The following is a 16,505-nucleotide window of genomic DNA, read 5'->3' on the forward strand; positions in this document are numbered from 1 at the left end:
GATCAGTGCTGCGCGTAGAATTCAAACAGGCGCTGGGAGAAGCGGCTGCGCTGGTCCTTGCCGGCAAGAACGTGCGCCGCGCCCTCCATCACGAACCCGGTCGCGTTCGGTAGCGCCTCCTCGATCGGTTTGGTCGTGCGCGGGCCCGTGATGGTATCGAGCGGCGCGTGCATGATCAGCGCGGGAGTCTGCACCCGCTTCAGATCTTCTATGACATCGTAGTCGATGCTTGCATCGATGAAGCGCGCGTGCGTTTCGATCTTGCCCTGCAATTCGCGCCACGGGCCCTGCGGCCCGATGAGGCGATCCGCATTGGCGTTATAATAGTCCGCGCTGAACGAATAGGCGCACACCAGCCGCTGGAACGTCGCCCAGCCGGCATCGCGGTGAATATCCAGAAACAACCGCAACTGGTCGGCGAGCAGCGGGTCCATCGTCGCCCACGCCCCGGTGTTCACCAGCGTCCGCGCAAGATCGGGCCGCATGATGGCGATCTGTTGGCAGACGCACGCACCGATGCCGACCATGCCGAGCAGATGGACATTTTTCAGCCCAAGCGCATCGAGCACCGCGATCGCGTCGTCGGCATAGACGCGCATGGAAATCGGCGTCTCGGGATTGTCGGTGGATTCCGCGATGCCGCGATAATCCATCAGGATAACCTGATAGTGATCGGCCAGCCCGAACGGCAGGCCGCCGCTGTTGCCGTGGCAGAACGTGCCCCAGCCGCCGAGGCAGAGCACCGGATCGCCCTCCCCCACGATTTCGTAGTGGATCACCGCGCCGTCGGGGCGCTTCAATTCAGGCATCTTTACGCTTTCCACTGATCGCTTGAATGACCTCTTCGAGGCCCAGAACATCGGCGTAGCGACGCCCGACGTCGGCAAGGTTCGCCTGATGCGCGGCCATCTCCTGATCCCCGCAGCAGGGCTCCGGCACCATCACCCGGTAGCCGTACGAAAACGCGTCGACGATCGATGCCCGCACGCAGCCGCTCGTCGTACAGCCCGTCACGATCACCGTGTCCACGCCCTGGCGCGTCAGGAAGGTCTGCAGCGGCGTGCCGAAGAAGATCGACGGCGCACCCTTGATGAAATGAAAGTCGGAAGGATCGGAGATGCGCGGATCGAGCTCCATGCCGGCGTCGCCGTAGAACATGTCCTTGTAGACCGAGCTGACCTTCCAGTGGCCCATGTCGCGCGGGCTGTTCCACCCGACGCTGCACGTCGCGACCGGCACGTTGTTCGCCCGGGCGACCTTCAGCAGCCGCGCGGTATTCTCCACGGCCTGATCGACATGGCCGGACCGGCCCATCGGATAGGCGCTATCGGTGAACGACCGCTGGAAATCGACGACCAGCACGGCCGGCTGCCGGCCGAACCCGATATTGCCCTGGTCGCCATAGCCGGCTGCGGAAAAGCCCCTGGCGTCTGCCCGATCGTTCGCCATGGCTCACTCCGCCGCGTAGCGCTGGGGCATCGGCACGGCTTCGCCGCGCTTGCTGAACCATGCGGTGGCGATCGGCGACGGTTTGGGATCGACCGGCGGATTGAGCCCGGTTTCCTCAAGGCAGGTCGCGCGCAGTTCCGCGATCGAAGGCCCGAACTCGAACGCATTCACCTCCGGGCGGGCCTTCCGCATCTCGGCCCGCAACGCCTCGGTCGCCGCCGTGTCGACGACGCCGTCACCGGAGATGACCACACCATAACGCCGCGCGCCTTCCGGGGTGACGAGGCCCGCTTCCACGTCATAGGCAACGGCGGCGATATCGCGTTCCAGCGGATCGCCCCAGCCGCCACCGCCCCACGTATCGAAGATCAGGCGGTCGCCGGGCTCAACGAAGATATGATCGATCTTCGACGGCAGGATTTTCTCCTCGCCGTCCGCGCGGACCAGCAGCTTGCGGCTGCGCTTGCCCGGCTGCCCGCCCTTCACGCCCCACGGATAGGTCAGCCAGCGGTCGTCGTGGATGGAGATTTCGCCTTCCACGTCGAACACATATTCGGTGCGCACGCCGTTGCCGCCGCGATGCTTGCCGGCGCCGCCGGTATCCGGCAGGGATTCGAAGCGATCGATCCGGATCGGGAAATAGGCTTCGATATATTCGTTCGGCACGTTGCGGAATTTCGGCCACAGCGAGTGGCCGTCCGGCCCGTCGCCGCCCGGCTTGCCGGGGATGCCGCCGAAGCCGATCTGGAACAGCAGGAACCAGTCGTTGCCCTTGTTGAAGCCCGAATACATGAAGTGCGGGCTGTCCGAGAATCCGGCGGCGACGAGGAAGTCCGGGTTCGCCGAACCAAAGAGTCCGCTGATGATGTCGAAGATGCGCCCGAGCGCGTGCGTGCGTCCGTTGAGCGCCGCCGGCGCGATCGGATTCAGCAGCGTGCCCTTGGGGATGCGCACGTCGATGAGGTCGATGTAGCCGTCGTTGAGGACGATCTGCGGATCGTACACGTTCACCATGAACTGCCCGCAGAACATCTTGAACATGCGCTCGTTGAGCAGGAAGTTCACGCAGCCCGCCGATTGCGGATCGGTGCGCGAGAAATCGAAGATCAATTTGTCGCCTTCGCGCCACATCTCGCAGCCGAGCTTGTAGGGGCCGTGGCCGATGGCATCGTCACAGATCCAGTCCTCGAACACGACCTTCTTCTCGGGCATCGTCGAAACGATGAGCGCGCGCATCGCCTCGCGGTTGCGCTTCAGAAGCTGGTCCTGCGCAGAGACGAGCACGTCCGGCCCGAAGCGGTCCGCCATCTCGACGAGGCGCGCCGCGCCCGTGCGGCACGCGGAGAGGATCGCGAAGAAATCGGCCTCGTTCCAGTCCGGCGTGCGCGTGTTGCGCATCGCCATGCGTAGCAGGTCCTTCTGCAGTTCGCCCTTGGAGACGATCTTCACCGGCGGGATGACGATGCCTTCCTGCAACAGATCGGAAGACGTCACCGGCATCGAGGCGGCCGTCATGCCGGAAATGTCCGACATATGGCCGAACATCGCGGTCCAGCCGAGCAGGCGGCCGTCGTAGAACACCGGCATGCAGAACAGCCAGTCGTTCAGATGGCTGATCGCGCCCTGGCAGGCATAGGGGTCATTGGTGAGGAGGACGTCGCCTTCGGAGACCTCCCCGTCATAATTGTCGACGAACCCGTCGACCGGCGATCCGAACTGCCCCGCCAGCATCATGCCTTCGCGGTTGGTCAGCACCGGGAAGCCGTCGCGCTGCTCGCGGATGATCGGCGAGATCGCGGTGCGGAACAATATCGCGTCCATCTGCACGCGGGCGTTCTGGAGCGCGTTCTCGATGACATCGAGCGTGACCGGATCGACATCGACCGTCGGCCAGGGCGTGGTGTTGGTTTCGATGAGCCTTGCCATCTTGTGCCTCCAGTTCTCAGCGGTCGTCGCGGATGAGCAGATTGCCGACGGTGTCGACCGTCGCGTGGCTGCCGGGCAGGATGAGCGTGGTGGAATCAAGCTCGGTGACGATGGCCGGGCCGTTCACGCGGTCCCCGGCGAGCAGCTTGCGCCTGTCGTAGATCGTCGCCTCGTGCCACGCGCCGCTGTCGAAGATGCGCGTGCTGTGAACGGCGGCGCGCGCCGGGTCGCCGTCGCCTTCCGCCAGCGCAAGCTGGCCGACATTCGCACCCGGCCCCTGCGCGATGACGCGCAGGTTGACCAGCTCTTTGCCCTTGTCGAGGCTGAAGCTGAACATCTGTTCGTGGAGATGATCGAACCGCTCGGCGGCTTTGGCGAGGCCGTGCTCGGCGAACTCGGCAGGCGGCAGCGAGACGGTGATATCCGCAGATTGGCCAGCATAGCGCAGATCCACCTGATAGATGATCTCTTGCGCGTCCTCGGGAATCCCCTCGACGTCGAGCGTAGCGCGAACACGCTCCTCAAGCTCGTCGAGCAGTCCCCGCAGTTCAGCAAGGTCGATGCCGTCCACCGGGCGGATCATCGTGCGTGCCGCTTCATCGCGAAGACGCGTCGTTGCGTCGCCCGCGGCGCAGAGCACGCCAGGACCGCGCGGTACAATCACCGGCCAAGCCTGCAGCAGTCGCCCGAGCGCATTGGCGTGAAGCGGCCCTGCGCCACCGAAGGCCATAAGCGAGAAGTTGCGTGGATCGTAGCCCTGCTCGACCGACACAAGCCGCAGCGCGCCGAACATGTTCTCGTTGACGATACGAATGATGCCTTCCGCAGCCGTCTCGAGCCCAAGCCCAAGCGCATCGGCGATCTTCTGGACGGCCTGCTGCGCGAGATCGCGGCGAATGACCATGTCACCACCCAGACGCGCATCCGCCGGCAGGTAGCCGAGCACGACGTTGGCGTCGGTGACGGTCGGCTCCGTGCCGCCCTTGTCGTAGGCCGCCGGACCCGGGACTGCGCCTGCAGACTGGGGACCGACACGGAGCGCCTTGGTCAGCTCGGGAACGGTCGCGATGGAACCGCCGCCCGCACCCACCGTGCGCACGTCTACCGAGGACGCGCGAACGACAACGTCGTGCACAACGGTTTCGCGGCGTACCTGCGCCTCGCCGCCTTCGACGAGGCAGACGTCTGTCGACGTGCCGCCCATGTCGAACGTGATGATGTTGGGGAAGCCCGCCTGCTTCGCCACCCAGATCGCGCCGGCGACACCGCCCGCGGGGCCGGACATCAGCAGGTTGACCGGGAAGTCGGCCGCGGAGGCCGCCGTCGCGAGGCCGCCATCCGAACGCAGGATCGAGAGCTTCACCTCGCCGGTCGTGCGCGCCTCGAGATTGGTCTTGAGGTTGGAGACGTAGCGCGACACCACCGGCTTCACGAACGCGTTGGCCACCGTGGTGATGGCGCGCTCATACTCCTGCATTTCCGGCAGCGTGTCGGACGACACCGAGATCGAGATGTCGGGAAGCTCCTCGCGGACGATCTCCTCGACACGCTTCTCGTGCGCGGCATTCACATAGGAGTTCATCAGCGAAATGGTGATGGAGCCGACGCCACTGCCCTTGAAGCGCTGAAGGTCCGCGCGCAGGCGGGCCTCGTCGAGCGGGCGGACGACCTCGCCGCTGGCGCTGATCCGTTCGGAGACCTCCAGCGTGTGCTTCAGGGCGGCCATCGGCTTGCCCTTCACGAAGTTGATCCACCCCGAGAGAGCGCCGGGCACGAAGCCGCGCGCCAGATGCAGAACCTGCCGGTAGCCTTCGGTGACGATCAGACCGACCGACGCGCCATTGCCGGTCAGCACCGCGTTCGTCGCGACCGTGGTGCCGTGCATCACATGCGTGATGTCCGCCATGTCGAGGCTGTTTTCGCGGCAGGCCTTCTCGATTCCGGCGATCACCGCTTCCGAAGGATCGGCCGGCGTCGAAGGCACCTTGGCCGTGTAGGTCCGGCTGGCCCCTTCATCGAGCAAGAAAATGTCCGTGAACGTCCCACCGACGTCCACCCCAACCCGAAGACCCATGCCACTCCCTCCACTCGCGAAACGGATTTCATCGTGCCGGCGCCCTCCCAGGGCCAGGCCGCACATATCGCGCAGCCCGTAAGCTGACAAAGGGCGACAGGCAGGTCAATGGAAAAGTTCGAACTTTTAATTCAGTTAGTTTGATTTATTGAATTCTTGTGCTTTTCGAGCCAAGTACGAACCGCTGACGCGGGCCATGCCGGCGGCAACGAAGGAGAACGAAGTGAGCAAGGTGAGCGCCGGACGACGCCCGAGGTATGAAGGGGTTTATACCGAGCTGCGCGAGCGCATCGATTCGGGCGAATTCGCCGTTGGCTCCCCCTTCCCCACTGAGGTGCAACTTTGCGCCGAACTCGGGTCGAGCCGCTATGCGGTGCGCGGCGCGCTCCTGCAGCTCGAAGAGGAAGGTCTGCTGAGCCGCCGCCGGGGCGCGGGCACCACCGTGCTGCGTCACACCCCGATCCAGACCTTCCGCCACGCCATCGGCTCCCGCGCCGATCTCCTCCACTATGCGCACGCTACGCACATGCTGTGGGAAGCGCGCGAACGCCTGAGTGCAGACGGACAGCTTGCCCGTTTGCTCGGCTGCGACGAGATGCGCGAATGGCATACGATGCAAGGCGTGCGCTACGACGACCACGACATGCCGCTGTGCATCGTGCGTGTCTACGTGGACGTTACGCGTGCGGTGCTGCCTGACGTAGACGGATTTTCGGACGAACCCGTCTACGAATGGCTGCACCGCGTTCACGGCATCAAGCCGTCGGGCCTGTCGCAGGATATCCGCGCCAAGATGCTCACGCCCGCCGAAGCAGGCAAGCTCGGCGAACCGATTGGCGTTTCCGCGCTTCAGATCATCCGGCGCTATTTCGATGCCGGGAACGGCATTTACCTGATCTCGGTGAACACCTTCCGTTCGCGCGATTTCGTTTACAACATGCGGCTGGAACTAAAGGACTGACCTTCAGCTCCGCGCCCAGCCCGTGGCGCGGATCGCGGCCCCGTCCGCATCCAGCGTCGGCGCGCGCAAATGCACCTCGCCGGGCTCGTCCGCGAATTTCACCGGCGTGCCGACCACGCGGCCGCCGATCCCGTCATCGATGAGCATTTCCCGGGCTGTCGCATGGGGGTGATCGAAACCCTCCGCCATGTCCAGCACCGGTGCCCAGCTGACCTCCACGGTCGGCAGGAACGTGTTCCAGTCGTCGAAGTCGCGCGCCTTGAAGATCTGCCGCAGTTCACCGATCAACTGCTGCTGAACCGGCCCCGGCTCAGCCTCGGCGAGCGGGATCAGCTCCTCCCGGCTAAGCGCCGTGAGCAGTGCCCTCGCGAACTTCATTTCGCGGCCCGTGAGCGCGATGAAGCGGCCATCGCGCGTCTCGTAGAGATTGTAGAAGGCCGAGCCGCCGATGGACCTGTGCGTCCGCGTCGTCGGCGGCAGGCCGCCGCCCAGCACCGGGCCGGACAGATGCGCCGTCCACGCCATCAGGGCGTCGTACATGGAGGCATCGACGATATCCCCGCGTCCCGTCGCGGTGCGCCGGTGAAGCGCCATCAGCACCCCGACGAGCCCCGTCAGCGCGCTCCCCATGTCGGCGGACGGCAGTCCGGGCACCACCGGACGCCCGTCGCCATTGTCGTTGATCGCCAGAAAGCCGGTGTAGGCCTGCGCGCCCATGTCGTGGCTCGCCTTGTAGGAGAGCGGGCCGGACTGCCCGAACGCCGAGAGCGAGCAGTAGATGAGGCGCGGGTTCCGCGCGCAAAGCGTCTGCGCATCGATGCCCAGCTTCGCGGCGACACCGGGCCGGAACCCTTCGACGAAGACATCGGCTTCGTCCGCCAGGCGCAGCAGCACCGCCACGTCCTCGGGCTTCTTGAGGTCCAGAACGATGCTGCGCTTGCCGCGGTGGACATTCTTGAACCAGATCGAAAGCCCTTCGGCATCGTAGGGTCCGAAGGCGCGGCTCGGCTCGCCGCCCGGCGGCTCGATGCGAATGACGTCGGCGCCATGATCGGCCATGATCTGCGTCATCACCGGTCCCGGCAGGAACATGCTGAGATCGACGACCTTGATACCTTCAAGCTTCACGGCTTCCCCCTTCAGGCAGCGTCGGCGGGAAAGCGCCCGCGCAGCGCCGGACCATCCGCATCCAGACCGGGTGCGGCCCGCTGCGCCAGACGCGCGCCGTCGAAGCGCAGCGGGTTGGCGAACATCCTGAGCGTGCGGCCGGCGGGATGCGGCACGTCCTGCACCATGCCGACCTCGGCCACGAACGGATTGTCGATGGCCCCGTCCAGCGATTCCACGGGCGCCGCCGGAATCTGGCCTTGCAGGATCTGCATCCATTCCGCGCGCGTCCGCGTCATGAACAGGGCGTCCAGCACGTCGGTGAGCACGTCGCGGTTCTCGCGGCGGCTGGCCAGATCGGCGAAGCGCGGGTCGGCGCCGAGGTCCGGGCGGCCGATCAGCCTGACGAGGATTTCCCAGAACTTCTGGTTCATGCAGCAGATGTAGAGCCAGCCGTCCGCCGTCTTGTACAGTTGCACCGGCACGGTCGAAGGGTGCGCCGAACGCGGCGTCTGCGGCGTGATGACGCCTTCGTTCAGATACCAGGTGCCCTGATAGGCGAGCTGGTGGAGCGCCGCGTCGAACAGCGAAACGTCCACATCCATGCCGATGCCGCTGCGCTCCGCGCCCCGGATCGCGCTGACGAGGCCGAATGCCATCATCATGCCGGTCATGTAGTCGACCATCGAAAGCCCGACGCGCGTGGGGGGACTGCCGGGGTCGCCGGTCAGCGCCATGAAGCCCGCTTCCGCCTGCATCAGGAAATCATAGCCCGGCCAGTCGGCGCGCGATCCGGTGCGGCCATAGGCGGAAATGTGGCCGCAGACGATGCGCGGGTTGACCGCCGAGAGCGCCGCGTGATCCAGCCCCAGCTTCGCGGGCAGGCTGCCGCGCAGGTTGTTCACGACCGCGTGCGATTCAGCGACCAGACGGTGCAGCAGCGCCCGGTCGGTGTCGGCCTTCAGATCGAGGATGAGGCTGCGCTTGTTGAGATTGAAGCACTGGTAATAGAGGCTGTCGGCCTCGCCCAGCGTCAGCGGCCCGGTCTTGCGCGCATAGTCGCCGTCCGCCCCTTCCACCTTCACCACGTCGGCGCCGAGATCGGCAAGGAACATCGTCGCATATGGCGCGGCGCCATATTGCTCGAAACTTATGATTTTCAGGCCGTCGAGTGGCAACGCAGTCATGAGCCCTCCCCTTTCGCGGGCGGAGACTGCCGAAAAGGTCGGACACAATCAATATAAATGTTCGAACTTTTAATCGCGAATGATCGGACTGTGTTGGCGGTGATGCTCGGTGGCCGCCTCGAACGCGCGCGCCACGCGGAACAGCAGGGCCTCGGCGCGCCAGGGTGCGGTAAGCTGCATACCGATGGGCAGGTTCCGGCGATCGAGGCCGCACGGCACGCTCAGCGACGGCACCCCGGCCGCGCCGAGATCATAGGTGTTTCGCGCCACGAGGCGCGTCGTCGCCACCATGTCCGAAGCCTCGGCCCAAAGCGGTGCGGTGACGGGCGTCGTCGGCGTGAGCAGCACGTCGATCCCGGCGGCGAACGTGTCGCGAAGCGTCCGCTGGAACTGCTGGAGAAGGCGGATGCAATGCGCGTAATCGGCGCCGCCCACCTGATGCCCAAGCTCTATGCGCCGCCGGACTTCCGCGCCGATCCGGTCGGCATGTTCGGGGTACACATCGCGGCGCGCATCGGCGACATCGGCGAGCACGAAGCGGAACGCGCCGCCGGTGCGCAGCGTCTCGGCCTCTCCAAGCGGCACGTCGACGAGCGTATAGCCCAGCCGTTCCAACACAGCTGCGGCTTCATCCACGGCGCGTGCCACGCAGTCCTGCAAATCCTCGTAGAAAAACGCGCGCGGCAGCCCGACACGCAGCCCCTTCACATCGGCGTCCATTCCTTCCAGCAGCGCCGCCGAATCCGCGAAAGACAGGGGATCGCGCGGATCATAGCCGGCAATGGCCGCGTACAGCCGCGCGGCGTCCGCCACGGTGGCGCCGAACGGCCCGACCACATCGCAGATCGTGCTGACATCCAGCACGCCGTGATTCGAAACGCGTCCCAGCGTCGGCCGCAGCCCCACGACGCCGCACAGCGCGGCGGGCACGCGCACCGAGCCACCCGTGTCCGTGCCGATCGCCGCGGGCACGATCCCGGCGCCCACGGCGGCGGCCGATCCGCTGCTCGATCCGCCCGTGATGCGCGCGGTGTCCCACGGATTGCGGCAGTTGCCGAAAGCGGCGTTTTCCCCAGTCGCGCCGAAGCAGAACTCGCTGAGGTGCGATTTCCCGATGAGCGTCGCGCCGGCAGCCCGCAGGCGTCGCACCACCTCGGCATCCCCCGCCGCCGGCGGCGCATCCCGATAGACCGCCGAGCCGTGCGTTGTCGGGCGCCCCTGCCAGTCGATGCAGTCCTTCACCAGAACCGGCACGCCGCCGAGCGGGCCAATACCGGCCTTCGCCTCCCGGTCGAGCCACAGCACGGCATTGACCGACGGATTGACCCGGTCGGCTGCGTCCAGCGCCCGTGCAATGGCTGCCTCAGCGTGATGTGCCTCACCCTGCATCTTCATCCTCCCTCTTTAGGCACTGTTTCGTTTTGGTCGAACCAGCAGCGCGGCACTTCCGCCGATCAGCAACACGACACTCACAAATGCGAATGTCCGGCCGTAGCTGCCCACAATCTCATAAAGCAGCGCAAAGCTCGCCGGCCCGACCATGACACCCGCGAAGACATAGACGAGCGTGCTGCCCATCACGCTTCCGACCTCGGCGGGCGCAGCGTGGCGGAGCACCTCCGCCATCGCGACGCCATTCCAGCCATTCAGGCAGAAGCCGAGGAAACACAGCAAGCCGACCTGCATATAGGCTGGAAAGTCCGCGAGCCACGGCAACAGCAGCAGACCCGCGGCGCTGCCGAGGCCAACGAACGCCAGCACGCCGAACCCGGACCCAAGCCGGTCGGCCGAGACGCCCCAGCAAACCCGCCCCAGCACGCCGAAGGCCTGCACGCCTGCCGCCGCGGACGCCGCATGTATCAGCCGCCACCCGCAATCCGCGGTCAGCATCAAGACGGTGAAGGTGGAAAGCGTCAGCTGAACCGAGGAGTAGAGGAAACCGATGATAGTCAGCACGCGCAAGTCGCCGCGCCGCCAGATCAGCCGCTGCTCTTTCAGCAGGCCGCGCAGTAGCGACGCCTCGTTTCGTGGAGGCGTATGCGGCACCTTGTGACCCGCCAGAACGATGAGCACAGCGCACGGCAGCAGCGCCATCAGGACAAACGCTGCGCGCCAGCCGATCACCGCATCAAGCAGCGGAAGCGCAATACTCACCAGCACCACGCCAAGCGGCGCCGCCGCCTGCTTGATAGAAAACACGACGTTCCGCCGGTTAAGGGGCGTAACGGCGCTCAGGATCTGAGACGAAGCCGGATTCTGGAACCCGTAGGCGAAGCCGATCAGCAGAGAGGCGATCACGCCGACGGAAATGTTGGCCGTCGCCAGCCCGAGCAGCCCAAGCGCGAACATGCCCATTCCGAATTGTTCGGTGCGCACGGCACCCAAACTGCGGATCAGCGCGCCGGCCAGTACGGATCCAAACGCGCCGGACGTGAAAAGCAGGCTGACCTGATAGCCGACGACATGGGCCTCCACGCCAAAATCCGCAGCAACGCGCGGCGCGATGGGAGGAAGCACCAGCGCCGTGCTGGTTGCCAGCAACTGCACGAGCACAGTCAGAATCAGCGCCTTGCCGAGGTTGTCAGCAACAGAACGCAGATTTTGTTCGAACAACTTTTGGCCCATGCCCCCGCATAAGGCGAGTTTGCAGGAAAGGCCAAGAAGATTTGCCGGCAAAGACCATGGCCGTCATTCACCTGCGCGGCGGAAACGCGATGCCGTGCCCGCTACCGAGCGACCAACCCCTTCCTGTAAGCCTTCAGGCGATTCGACATGATCGCATGGCCATGAATAAAACGACGGCTGGTCAACCTGAGCTGATTCGATGCTAGTAAGTCTCTGATATTATGATTCTGGTCGAACATCTTTTGGAAGCACCGCGAGGCGCGCGCGGCTTTGATGTGTTGTGCGAACAGCTTCAAACGCTCTGCACATTTCGAAATTTTATTGTCTTTCGATTCGAACGAGGCAGACAGCCCACGCTTGTTCACACGAACCTCAATTTTGCGCGCATTGGCGAGCAGATGGAGAGCTACATCCGCGGCCTTCATATGCTGGATCCATTCTGCCGGGTCGATTCCGACGGACACAGCGGCCTTTTCCGGCTGGGAGATATTGCGCCGGAAGCATTCACCTCATCGGAATTCTACCGGCGGCACTACCGCTTCACCGACGTGATCGACGAACTGCGCTATATCGTGCATCTGGATGAAGGCATGTCTGCACACCTCTTCATCGAACGCGAGGCGCCTGCATCACCCTTCGCTGTGACCGAGATCGCCAGCTTTCAATCTGTATTGCCCTTTGTGACAGCTTTTGTTCGCGGGCAATTGAGGCACGGCGGCAACGGTGATGCCGGCGCGCTGCCGACTACGTTCAATCTGCCCGAAAAGGTACGCGCGATCGCGCCGGACAAGCTCACGGAACGCGAGGTGGAAATCATCGAGATGATGCTGAAGGGCCACTCGGCCAAATCCGTTGCGCGTCTGCTTGGCATCGAAGCCGGCACAGTCGCGAACCACAAGCGGAATATCTACGCGAAGCTCGAAATCCACTCGCAAGCGCAGCTGTTTGACCTGTTTCTCCGCACGCTATGAGCGCGCGGCGTATCGCTGCCAGATTTTGTAGACGGGATAGCCCATCGCGACAACGGCGATGTTCGTAAGGCTGATGAGCGGCAGCGCGATGAGCGCATTCACGAGCAGCCCCAGCGACGCGGCAAGAAACAGGCCGGGCAGCCAGGGGAACCCCGGCATTCGATATGGGCGCGGCAGATCGGGCTTTGTGATCCGTAGCCGAATGAGCCCAACCACACAGAGCGCATAGAACAGCCACATGCCGAGCACGAACTGGGCGGCAAGCGCCTCGAAAGTGCTGACCCACACGTAGAGCATGGCGAGCACTGCCGATACCAGCACTGCGACATAGGGTGTTTGCGCGCGCGGATGAACGTCTCCGACGCGCGCGAAAAACAAGCGATCCCGCGCCATTGCAAACAAGACCCTTGGATCGCAGGTTCCGGCCGCGATGAGCGCGCCCAGCACGGCGACCGCCGCCGCAGCGCCCACAGCCACGCCGCCGCTTTCGCCAAGCACCACCGTTGCTGCATCACGGGCAACGAAACGCGACGCTGCCATTACCTCCGGGTTGAGTGCGGCCAGGAAGGCAACGTTGATGACGAGATAGAGAAAAGTGATGATGAGAACGCCGCCGATCAGCCCGCGCGGTATGTTGCGCGATGGGTCGCGCACCTCCCCTGCCATCGCACTTGCCGCTGCCACGCCTTCGTAGGGCCAGAGCACGGCAATGAGCGCGAGGCCGAACGCACCCATGGACCCTACACCGCGCGCACCGCCTTCACCAGCATCCACGCCTGAAACGATGATGACGGCAGCGATCGAAAGCAATGCCGCCGCCTTGGCAAAGGTGAATATGCTGGTGAACCGCGTGGCAAGCGTGACCGACGCGACGTTCATGATGGTCACCGCCGCGAGCGCGGCGGTCGCGATCCAGCGGTCGGCGCCGGGTTCAAGGCCGAGCGCAGCGCCTATGTAAGCCGCCGCGATCAGCGAGATCGCCGCCCAGTTCGCGGGATTGATAAGCAGGAAAGTCCATCCGAACATGAACGCGATCGGCTTCCCGAACGCCTCTTCGAGATAGACATAAAGCCCCCCGACACGCGGAAACATCGCGCCAAGTTCGGCGAGGCAGAGGCCGAGGCAAAGCGTGATCGCGCCGCCCACAACCCAGACCAGCAGAATGAGAGACGGCGATCCGACGAGCGCGGCGATCTCGGACGGTGTTCTGAAAATGCCGCTGCCGATGACGATGCCGGCCGTAAGCGCAGCAAGCGCGCCAGCCCCAATTGTGCGGGGCAACGGATCGCCGGGCAGTCCGCTCATTCGGCGCGGATGGCGTCTTCAAGTCCGGCGATCACCGCATCCACCGTGGCGACGACGCCGAAGATTCCATCTTCGACCGTCACCATATGGATGGCAGCATCATGGGCATAGGCATCACAACTCGCGCAGGCATCTTCCACAAGCAGGCACTGATACTTCCGGTCCGTTGCTTCCCGCAAGGTGGTGTGGACGCAGACGTCCGTCGTCGCGCCGGAAAACAGCAGGTGCGTGATGCCCTGCGCCTTCAGCACGAGTTCGAGGTCGGTCTGATAGAAGGCGCCGTTCGCGGTCTTGTCGACGACGATATCGCCCGGGTGCGGTGCAAGTTCCGGAATGACATCGTAACCAGGGCTCCCCCGGAGCAGCGCCGCACTGTCCCCCGCGACGAGTTCGATGCCGGCCCGGGCCGCACGCCACTTGTCGTATGGTGAAGCATCGGCGGCATCAGACCTGTATCCCTGCCGCGTCCAGATGATCCGGCACCCCGCTGCCCTTGCAGCCGATACAAGCCGCTCAACGGCAGGGATGATCGCGCGCAGCGGCGCAGGGTCATAGCCCTTGCGCGCGAAGTAACCGTCGTTCGACAAATAGTCCGTCTGCAGATCGATGACGAGAATCCCGACCGCTTTCGGATCCAGCTTGCCGTCATAGGGGTAATCGAAGGGGCGTGCCCGGATCATGAGGATATATGTTCCACTACAAGGGATGAGATTAGAATTTGAAACCGACGCGCGCCTCGATGGTACGCGGCGTGCCGTAAAACTCGGTGTCCGCGAAGCCAGCGAAGAAGAAGCGCTGTGTCAGATAATGCTTGTTCGTAAGATTGCGCCCGATGAGCGCGACATAGATGTTTTCGCCCGGCAGATCGTAACGCAGATTGGCGTTGAGCAACGTGTATCCGCCCTGCCTTTCGCGCGCGAGATCGGTGAACTGCGGGAAAATCACGGACGACTGATAGCTTACCTCGCCGCGCGCCGTCAGCTTGCCCGCCGAACCGATTGGCGCACTGTATTGCGCGCCGGCGGTGAAACTCCATTTCGGCGTGAGCGGCATCGGCAGCCCATCAAGCTGTGTCAGCGTGACGGGGGAGACGAAGTTCTTGAGTTCGGATTCGATCCACGCTCCGTTGAAATCGAACGTCAGCCCCTCGGCCGGATGCACGGCCGCCGAAAGCTCCGCGCCATAAATCTCCGCCTTGGCCGCATTCGTGATGCGCGAGATGATACCGGTATCGGTGAACAGAACCGTGCGAAGCTGCAGGTCGGTGTAGTCGTAGTAGAAGCCCGCGAAGCTGATCTCGGCGAGGCCGCCCGCGATGCGATTCTTCGTGCCGATCTCGTAAGCCCAGATCTTTTCGGGCTTGTAGGTGTTCGCGGTGGTGGAAAGGCTGGCACCACCGCTCTTGAATCCGCGCGTGATGCTCGCATAGATTTTCCCACCGTCATACGGCCTGTGCTCGAACACGATTTTCGGCGTGAACGCATCATCCTTCACGGATGACGAGCGGAGGATCGGGTCCGGAAAGAAGAGAGGCGCAGCGAAGGCGCTTTCGCCTGTCTGCTTCTCTTCGGTGTAACGCGCGCCGACCAGAACCGAGCTGCGCGTACCAAGCGCGACCGTCGCTTCACCGAAAATGGCGGCGCTGCGCGATTTGAAGACCTGGGTTTGATCCGTGTAGACGAACCCTGTCGGATCCGGATAGTCTGCATCGGTCTCGATCGCGGAACTTCTGTTCTTCTCCTTCGAATAATAGAGGCCCGTGGTCCAGCTGACGCTATCGGCATTGCCGCCGGAAAGCTGGAATTCCTGCGAGAAGAATTTCGAACGCGAATCCGTATCGGAGTACGCAATGAATCCCCCAGAGCCATCGACGTCCACGCGCGCCGTCGACTTGTAATCGATGTACCCAGTCAGCGATTTCAGCGTCACGCCGCCGAGATCGAGGCTGAGCGTTCCCGAGAGCAGCAGACCTTCCTGATCGGATTCTGGCGGCGTATCGACATTGATACGCCGGGCGCTTTCGCGCTGTTCGGACGGGAGGCTCGCGTAGACGGGGGAGTCTGGATTGTTGCTGTTACCGAAGCTGACCGTGCCTTCATCGTCGACATACTGAGCCGTGAAGGAGGCCGACAACGTTTCGCTGAGATCGTAATCGCCCTTGACGCGGATCGCGCGGTAATTGCGATCGTCGACCTCATCGCCGCTCGCATTCAGGTTCTTCGTATAGCCATCGTCGTTGGCAAAAGCGGCGCTGATGCGAATACCGCCACGATCATCGAACGGCACAGAAACTCCCGCCTGCGCGGTGAGAAGGTCGCGGCTGCCATAGCCCACGTAGCCATCCGCCGCGAGTTCAGGCCCCGGCCCTTCCGTCACGATGTTGATGGCGCCGCCAGTCGCGTTTCGCCCATAAAGCGTGCCTTCTGGCCCCTTCAGCACTTCAACGCGCCCGATATCGAACATCTCGGTGAGTGCGAAGCGGGGACGCGGAATATAGATTCCATCGATATGAACGGCGACGGAGGGGCTGCCACTGCTGATGTTGGTACCGACGCCGCGCAGCGAAACGCGTGTGCCGCCGCCGCCCTGCGCAATCTTGAGGCCCGGCGTCTGGAACTGAAGATCGACGAGCGAGGTCACGCCGGTCGCGGCGAGCGCGTCTCCGGAAAAGACATTGATGGAAGCAGGTACGTCAATCGCCCGTTCCTCGCGTTTGCGCGCCGTGACGATGATCTCGCCGGACAGAACGTCGTCCGACGCGCTCTCCCGCACGTCCTGTGCAAACACGGTCTGCGGCATCACTGTTGTCGCCAGCAGGGCAACACAAAGAAAAGCTCTGTTGGTCATCCGGAAATTCCCCCTTGTTCGGTTTTGCGTTCGGCTTTGCCCGCTGTATTTCC

General features: G+C 64.0%; 13 protein-coding genes. 2 read left to right on the top strand and 11 right to left on the bottom strand.

Going from position 1 to position 16,505, the window contains the following annotated elements:
- Positions 1 to 2: 2 nt before the first annotated feature.
- The 4 genes from ACFQ00_RS19450 to ACFQ00_RS19465 are packed head-to-tail and all read right to left on the bottom strand — an operon-like array spanning position 3 to position 5,449.
- Positions 3 to 809 carry an alpha/beta fold hydrolase gene (locus ACFQ00_RS19450; RefSeq protein ID WP_381494935.1) on the bottom strand — a complete coding sequence of 269 codons (807 nt, stop codon included), beginning with the start codon at positions 807 to 809 and terminating at the stop codon, positions 3 to 5.
- Entirely contained in the window at positions 802 to 1,449 is a 648-nt protein-coding gene (locus ACFQ00_RS19455) for an isochorismatase family protein (RefSeq protein ID WP_381494938.1), read from the bottom strand. The genes ACFQ00_RS19450 and ACFQ00_RS19455 overlap by 8 nt, the downstream gene beginning before the upstream one ends.
- Before the next feature lie 3 nt (positions 1,450 to 1,452).
- Positions 1,453 to 3,375, bottom strand: coding sequence for a hydantoinase B/oxoprolinase family protein (locus ACFQ00_RS19460; RefSeq protein ID WP_381494941.1), 1,923 nt, complete (start codon positions 3,373 to 3,375; stop codon positions 1,453 to 1,455).
- Positions 3,376 to 3,391: 16 nt separating this feature from the next.
- Positions 3,392 to 5,449 carry a hydantoinase/oxoprolinase family protein gene (locus ACFQ00_RS19465; protein WP_381494944.1) on the bottom strand — a complete coding sequence of 686 codons (2,058 nt, stop codon included), beginning with the start codon at positions 5,447 to 5,449 and terminating at the stop codon, positions 3,392 to 3,394.
- Positions 5,450 to 5,672: 223 nt separating this feature from the next.
- Here ACFQ00_RS19465 and ACFQ00_RS19470 point away from each other — a divergent pair, with 223 nt between their 5' ends.
- On the top strand, positions 5,673 to 6,410 hold the full coding sequence (locus ACFQ00_RS19470) for a GntR family transcriptional regulator (RefSeq protein WP_381494948.1): 738 nt from the start codon (positions 5,673 to 5,675) through the stop codon (positions 6,408 to 6,410).
- A 3-nt stretch (positions 6,411 to 6,413) separates the two neighbouring features.
- Here ACFQ00_RS19470 and ACFQ00_RS19475 read toward each other — a convergent pair whose 3' ends face one another.
- The 4 genes from ACFQ00_RS19475 to ACFQ00_RS19490 all read right to left on the bottom strand — a co-directional run bounded on the left by ACFQ00_RS19475 (position 6,414) and on the right by ACFQ00_RS19490 (position 11,329).
- Positions 6,414 to 7,538: a CaiB/BaiF CoA transferase family protein gene (locus ACFQ00_RS19475; protein ID WP_381494952.1), complete on the bottom strand. Its 1,125-nt coding sequence runs from the start codon at positions 7,536 to 7,538 to the stop codon at positions 6,414 to 6,416.
- Between the two features lie 11 nt (positions 7,539 to 7,549).
- Positions 7,550 to 8,704: a CaiB/BaiF CoA transferase family protein gene (locus tag ACFQ00_RS19480; RefSeq protein WP_381494955.1), complete on the bottom strand. Its 1,155-nt coding sequence runs from the start codon at positions 8,702 to 8,704 to the stop codon at positions 7,550 to 7,552.
- Between the two features lie 69 nt (positions 8,705 to 8,773).
- Positions 8,774 to 10,093, bottom strand: a complete 1,320-nt coding sequence (locus ACFQ00_RS19485; RefSeq protein ID WP_381494958.1) for an amidase — start codon at positions 10,091 to 10,093, stop codon at positions 8,774 to 8,776.
- Between the two features lie 15 nt (positions 10,094 to 10,108).
- Positions 10,109 to 11,329, bottom strand: coding sequence for an MFS transporter (locus ACFQ00_RS19490; protein ID WP_381494961.1), 1,221 nt, complete (start codon positions 11,327 to 11,329; stop codon positions 10,109 to 10,111).
- A 221-nt stretch (positions 11,330 to 11,550) separates the two neighbouring features.
- On the opposite strand from ACFQ00_RS19490, the gene ACFQ00_RS19495 reads away from it, so the two are divergent.
- Complete coding sequence (locus ACFQ00_RS19495; protein ID WP_381494964.1) at positions 11,551 to 12,300, top strand: helix-turn-helix transcriptional regulator; 750 nt, start codon at positions 11,551 to 11,553, stop codon at positions 12,298 to 12,300.
- Here the strand turns inward: ACFQ00_RS19495 and ACFQ00_RS19500 are convergent.
- Genes ACFQ00_RS19500 through ACFQ00_RS19510 form a run of 3 tightly spaced genes read right to left on the bottom strand, consistent with a single transcriptional unit; the run spans position 12,295 to position 16,452 of the window.
- Positions 12,295 to 13,605, bottom strand: coding sequence for an APC family permease (locus ACFQ00_RS19500; protein ID WP_381494967.1), 1,311 nt, complete (start codon positions 13,603 to 13,605; stop codon positions 12,295 to 12,297). The two genes, ACFQ00_RS19495 and ACFQ00_RS19500, sit on opposite strands and share 6 nt — an antisense overlap.
- Positions 13,602 to 14,285, bottom strand: coding sequence for a cysteine hydrolase family protein (locus tag ACFQ00_RS19505; protein WP_381494970.1), 684 nt, complete (start codon positions 14,283 to 14,285; stop codon positions 13,602 to 13,604). The genes ACFQ00_RS19500 and ACFQ00_RS19505 overlap by 4 nt, the downstream gene beginning before the upstream one ends.
- 31 nt (positions 14,286 to 14,316) lie before the next feature.
- Complete coding sequence (locus ACFQ00_RS19510; RefSeq protein ID WP_381494973.1) at positions 14,317 to 16,452, bottom strand: TonB-dependent receptor; 2,136 nt, start codon at positions 16,450 to 16,452, stop codon at positions 14,317 to 14,319.
- Between the last annotated feature and the right edge of the window lie 53 nt (positions 16,453 to 16,505).

Source organism: Sphingosinicella xenopeptidilytica, from assembly GCF_042676985.1.
Classification (GTDB): domain Bacteria; phylum Pseudomonadota; class Alphaproteobacteria; order Sphingomonadales; family Sphingomonadaceae; genus Sphingosinicella; species Sphingosinicella xenopeptidilytica.

What these genes read in the sequence shown, in the direction of transcription:
- ACFQ00_RS19450 (WP_381494935.1), bottom strand. Translation starts at nt 809, where the DNA reads ATGCCTGAATTGAAGCGCCCCGACGGCGCGGTGATCCACTACGAAATC.
- ACFQ00_RS19455 (WP_381494938.1), bottom strand. Translation starts at nt 1,449, where the DNA reads ATGGCGAACGATCGGGCAGACGCCAGGGGCTTTTCCGCAGCCGGCTAT.
- ACFQ00_RS19460 (WP_381494941.1), bottom strand. Translation starts at nt 3,375, where the DNA reads ATGGCAAGGCTCATCGAAACCAACACCACGCCCTGGCCGACGGTCGAT.
- ACFQ00_RS19465 (WP_381494944.1), bottom strand. Translation starts at nt 5,449, where the DNA reads ATGGGTCTTCGGGTTGGGGTGGACGTCGGTGGGACGTTCACGGACATT.
- ACFQ00_RS19480 (WP_381494955.1), bottom strand. Translation starts at nt 8,704, where the DNA reads ATGACTGCGTTGCCACTCGACGGCCTGAAAATCATAAGTTTCGAGCAA.
- ACFQ00_RS19485 (WP_381494958.1), bottom strand. Translation starts at nt 10,093, where the DNA reads ATGCAGGGTGAGGCACATCACGCTGAGGCAGCCATTGCACGGGCGCTG.
- ACFQ00_RS19490 (WP_381494961.1), bottom strand. Translation starts at nt 11,329, where the DNA reads ATGGGCCAAAAGTTGTTCGAACAAAATCTGCGTTCTGTTGCTGACAAC.
- ACFQ00_RS19495 (WP_381494964.1), top strand. Translation starts at nt 11,551, where the DNA reads ATGATTCTGGTCGAACATCTTTTGGAAGCACCGCGAGGCGCGCGCGGC.
- ACFQ00_RS19500 (WP_381494967.1), bottom strand. Translation starts at nt 13,605, where the DNA reads ATGAGCGGACTGCCCGGCGATCCGTTGCCCCGCACAATTGGGGCTGGC.
- ACFQ00_RS19505 (WP_381494970.1), bottom strand. Translation starts at nt 14,285, where the DNA reads ATGATCCGGGCACGCCCCTTCGATTACCCCTATGACGGCAAGCTGGAT.
- ACFQ00_RS19510 (WP_381494973.1), bottom strand. Translation starts at nt 16,452, where the DNA reads ATGACCAACAGAGCTTTTCTTTGTGTTGCCCTGCTGGCGACAACAGTG.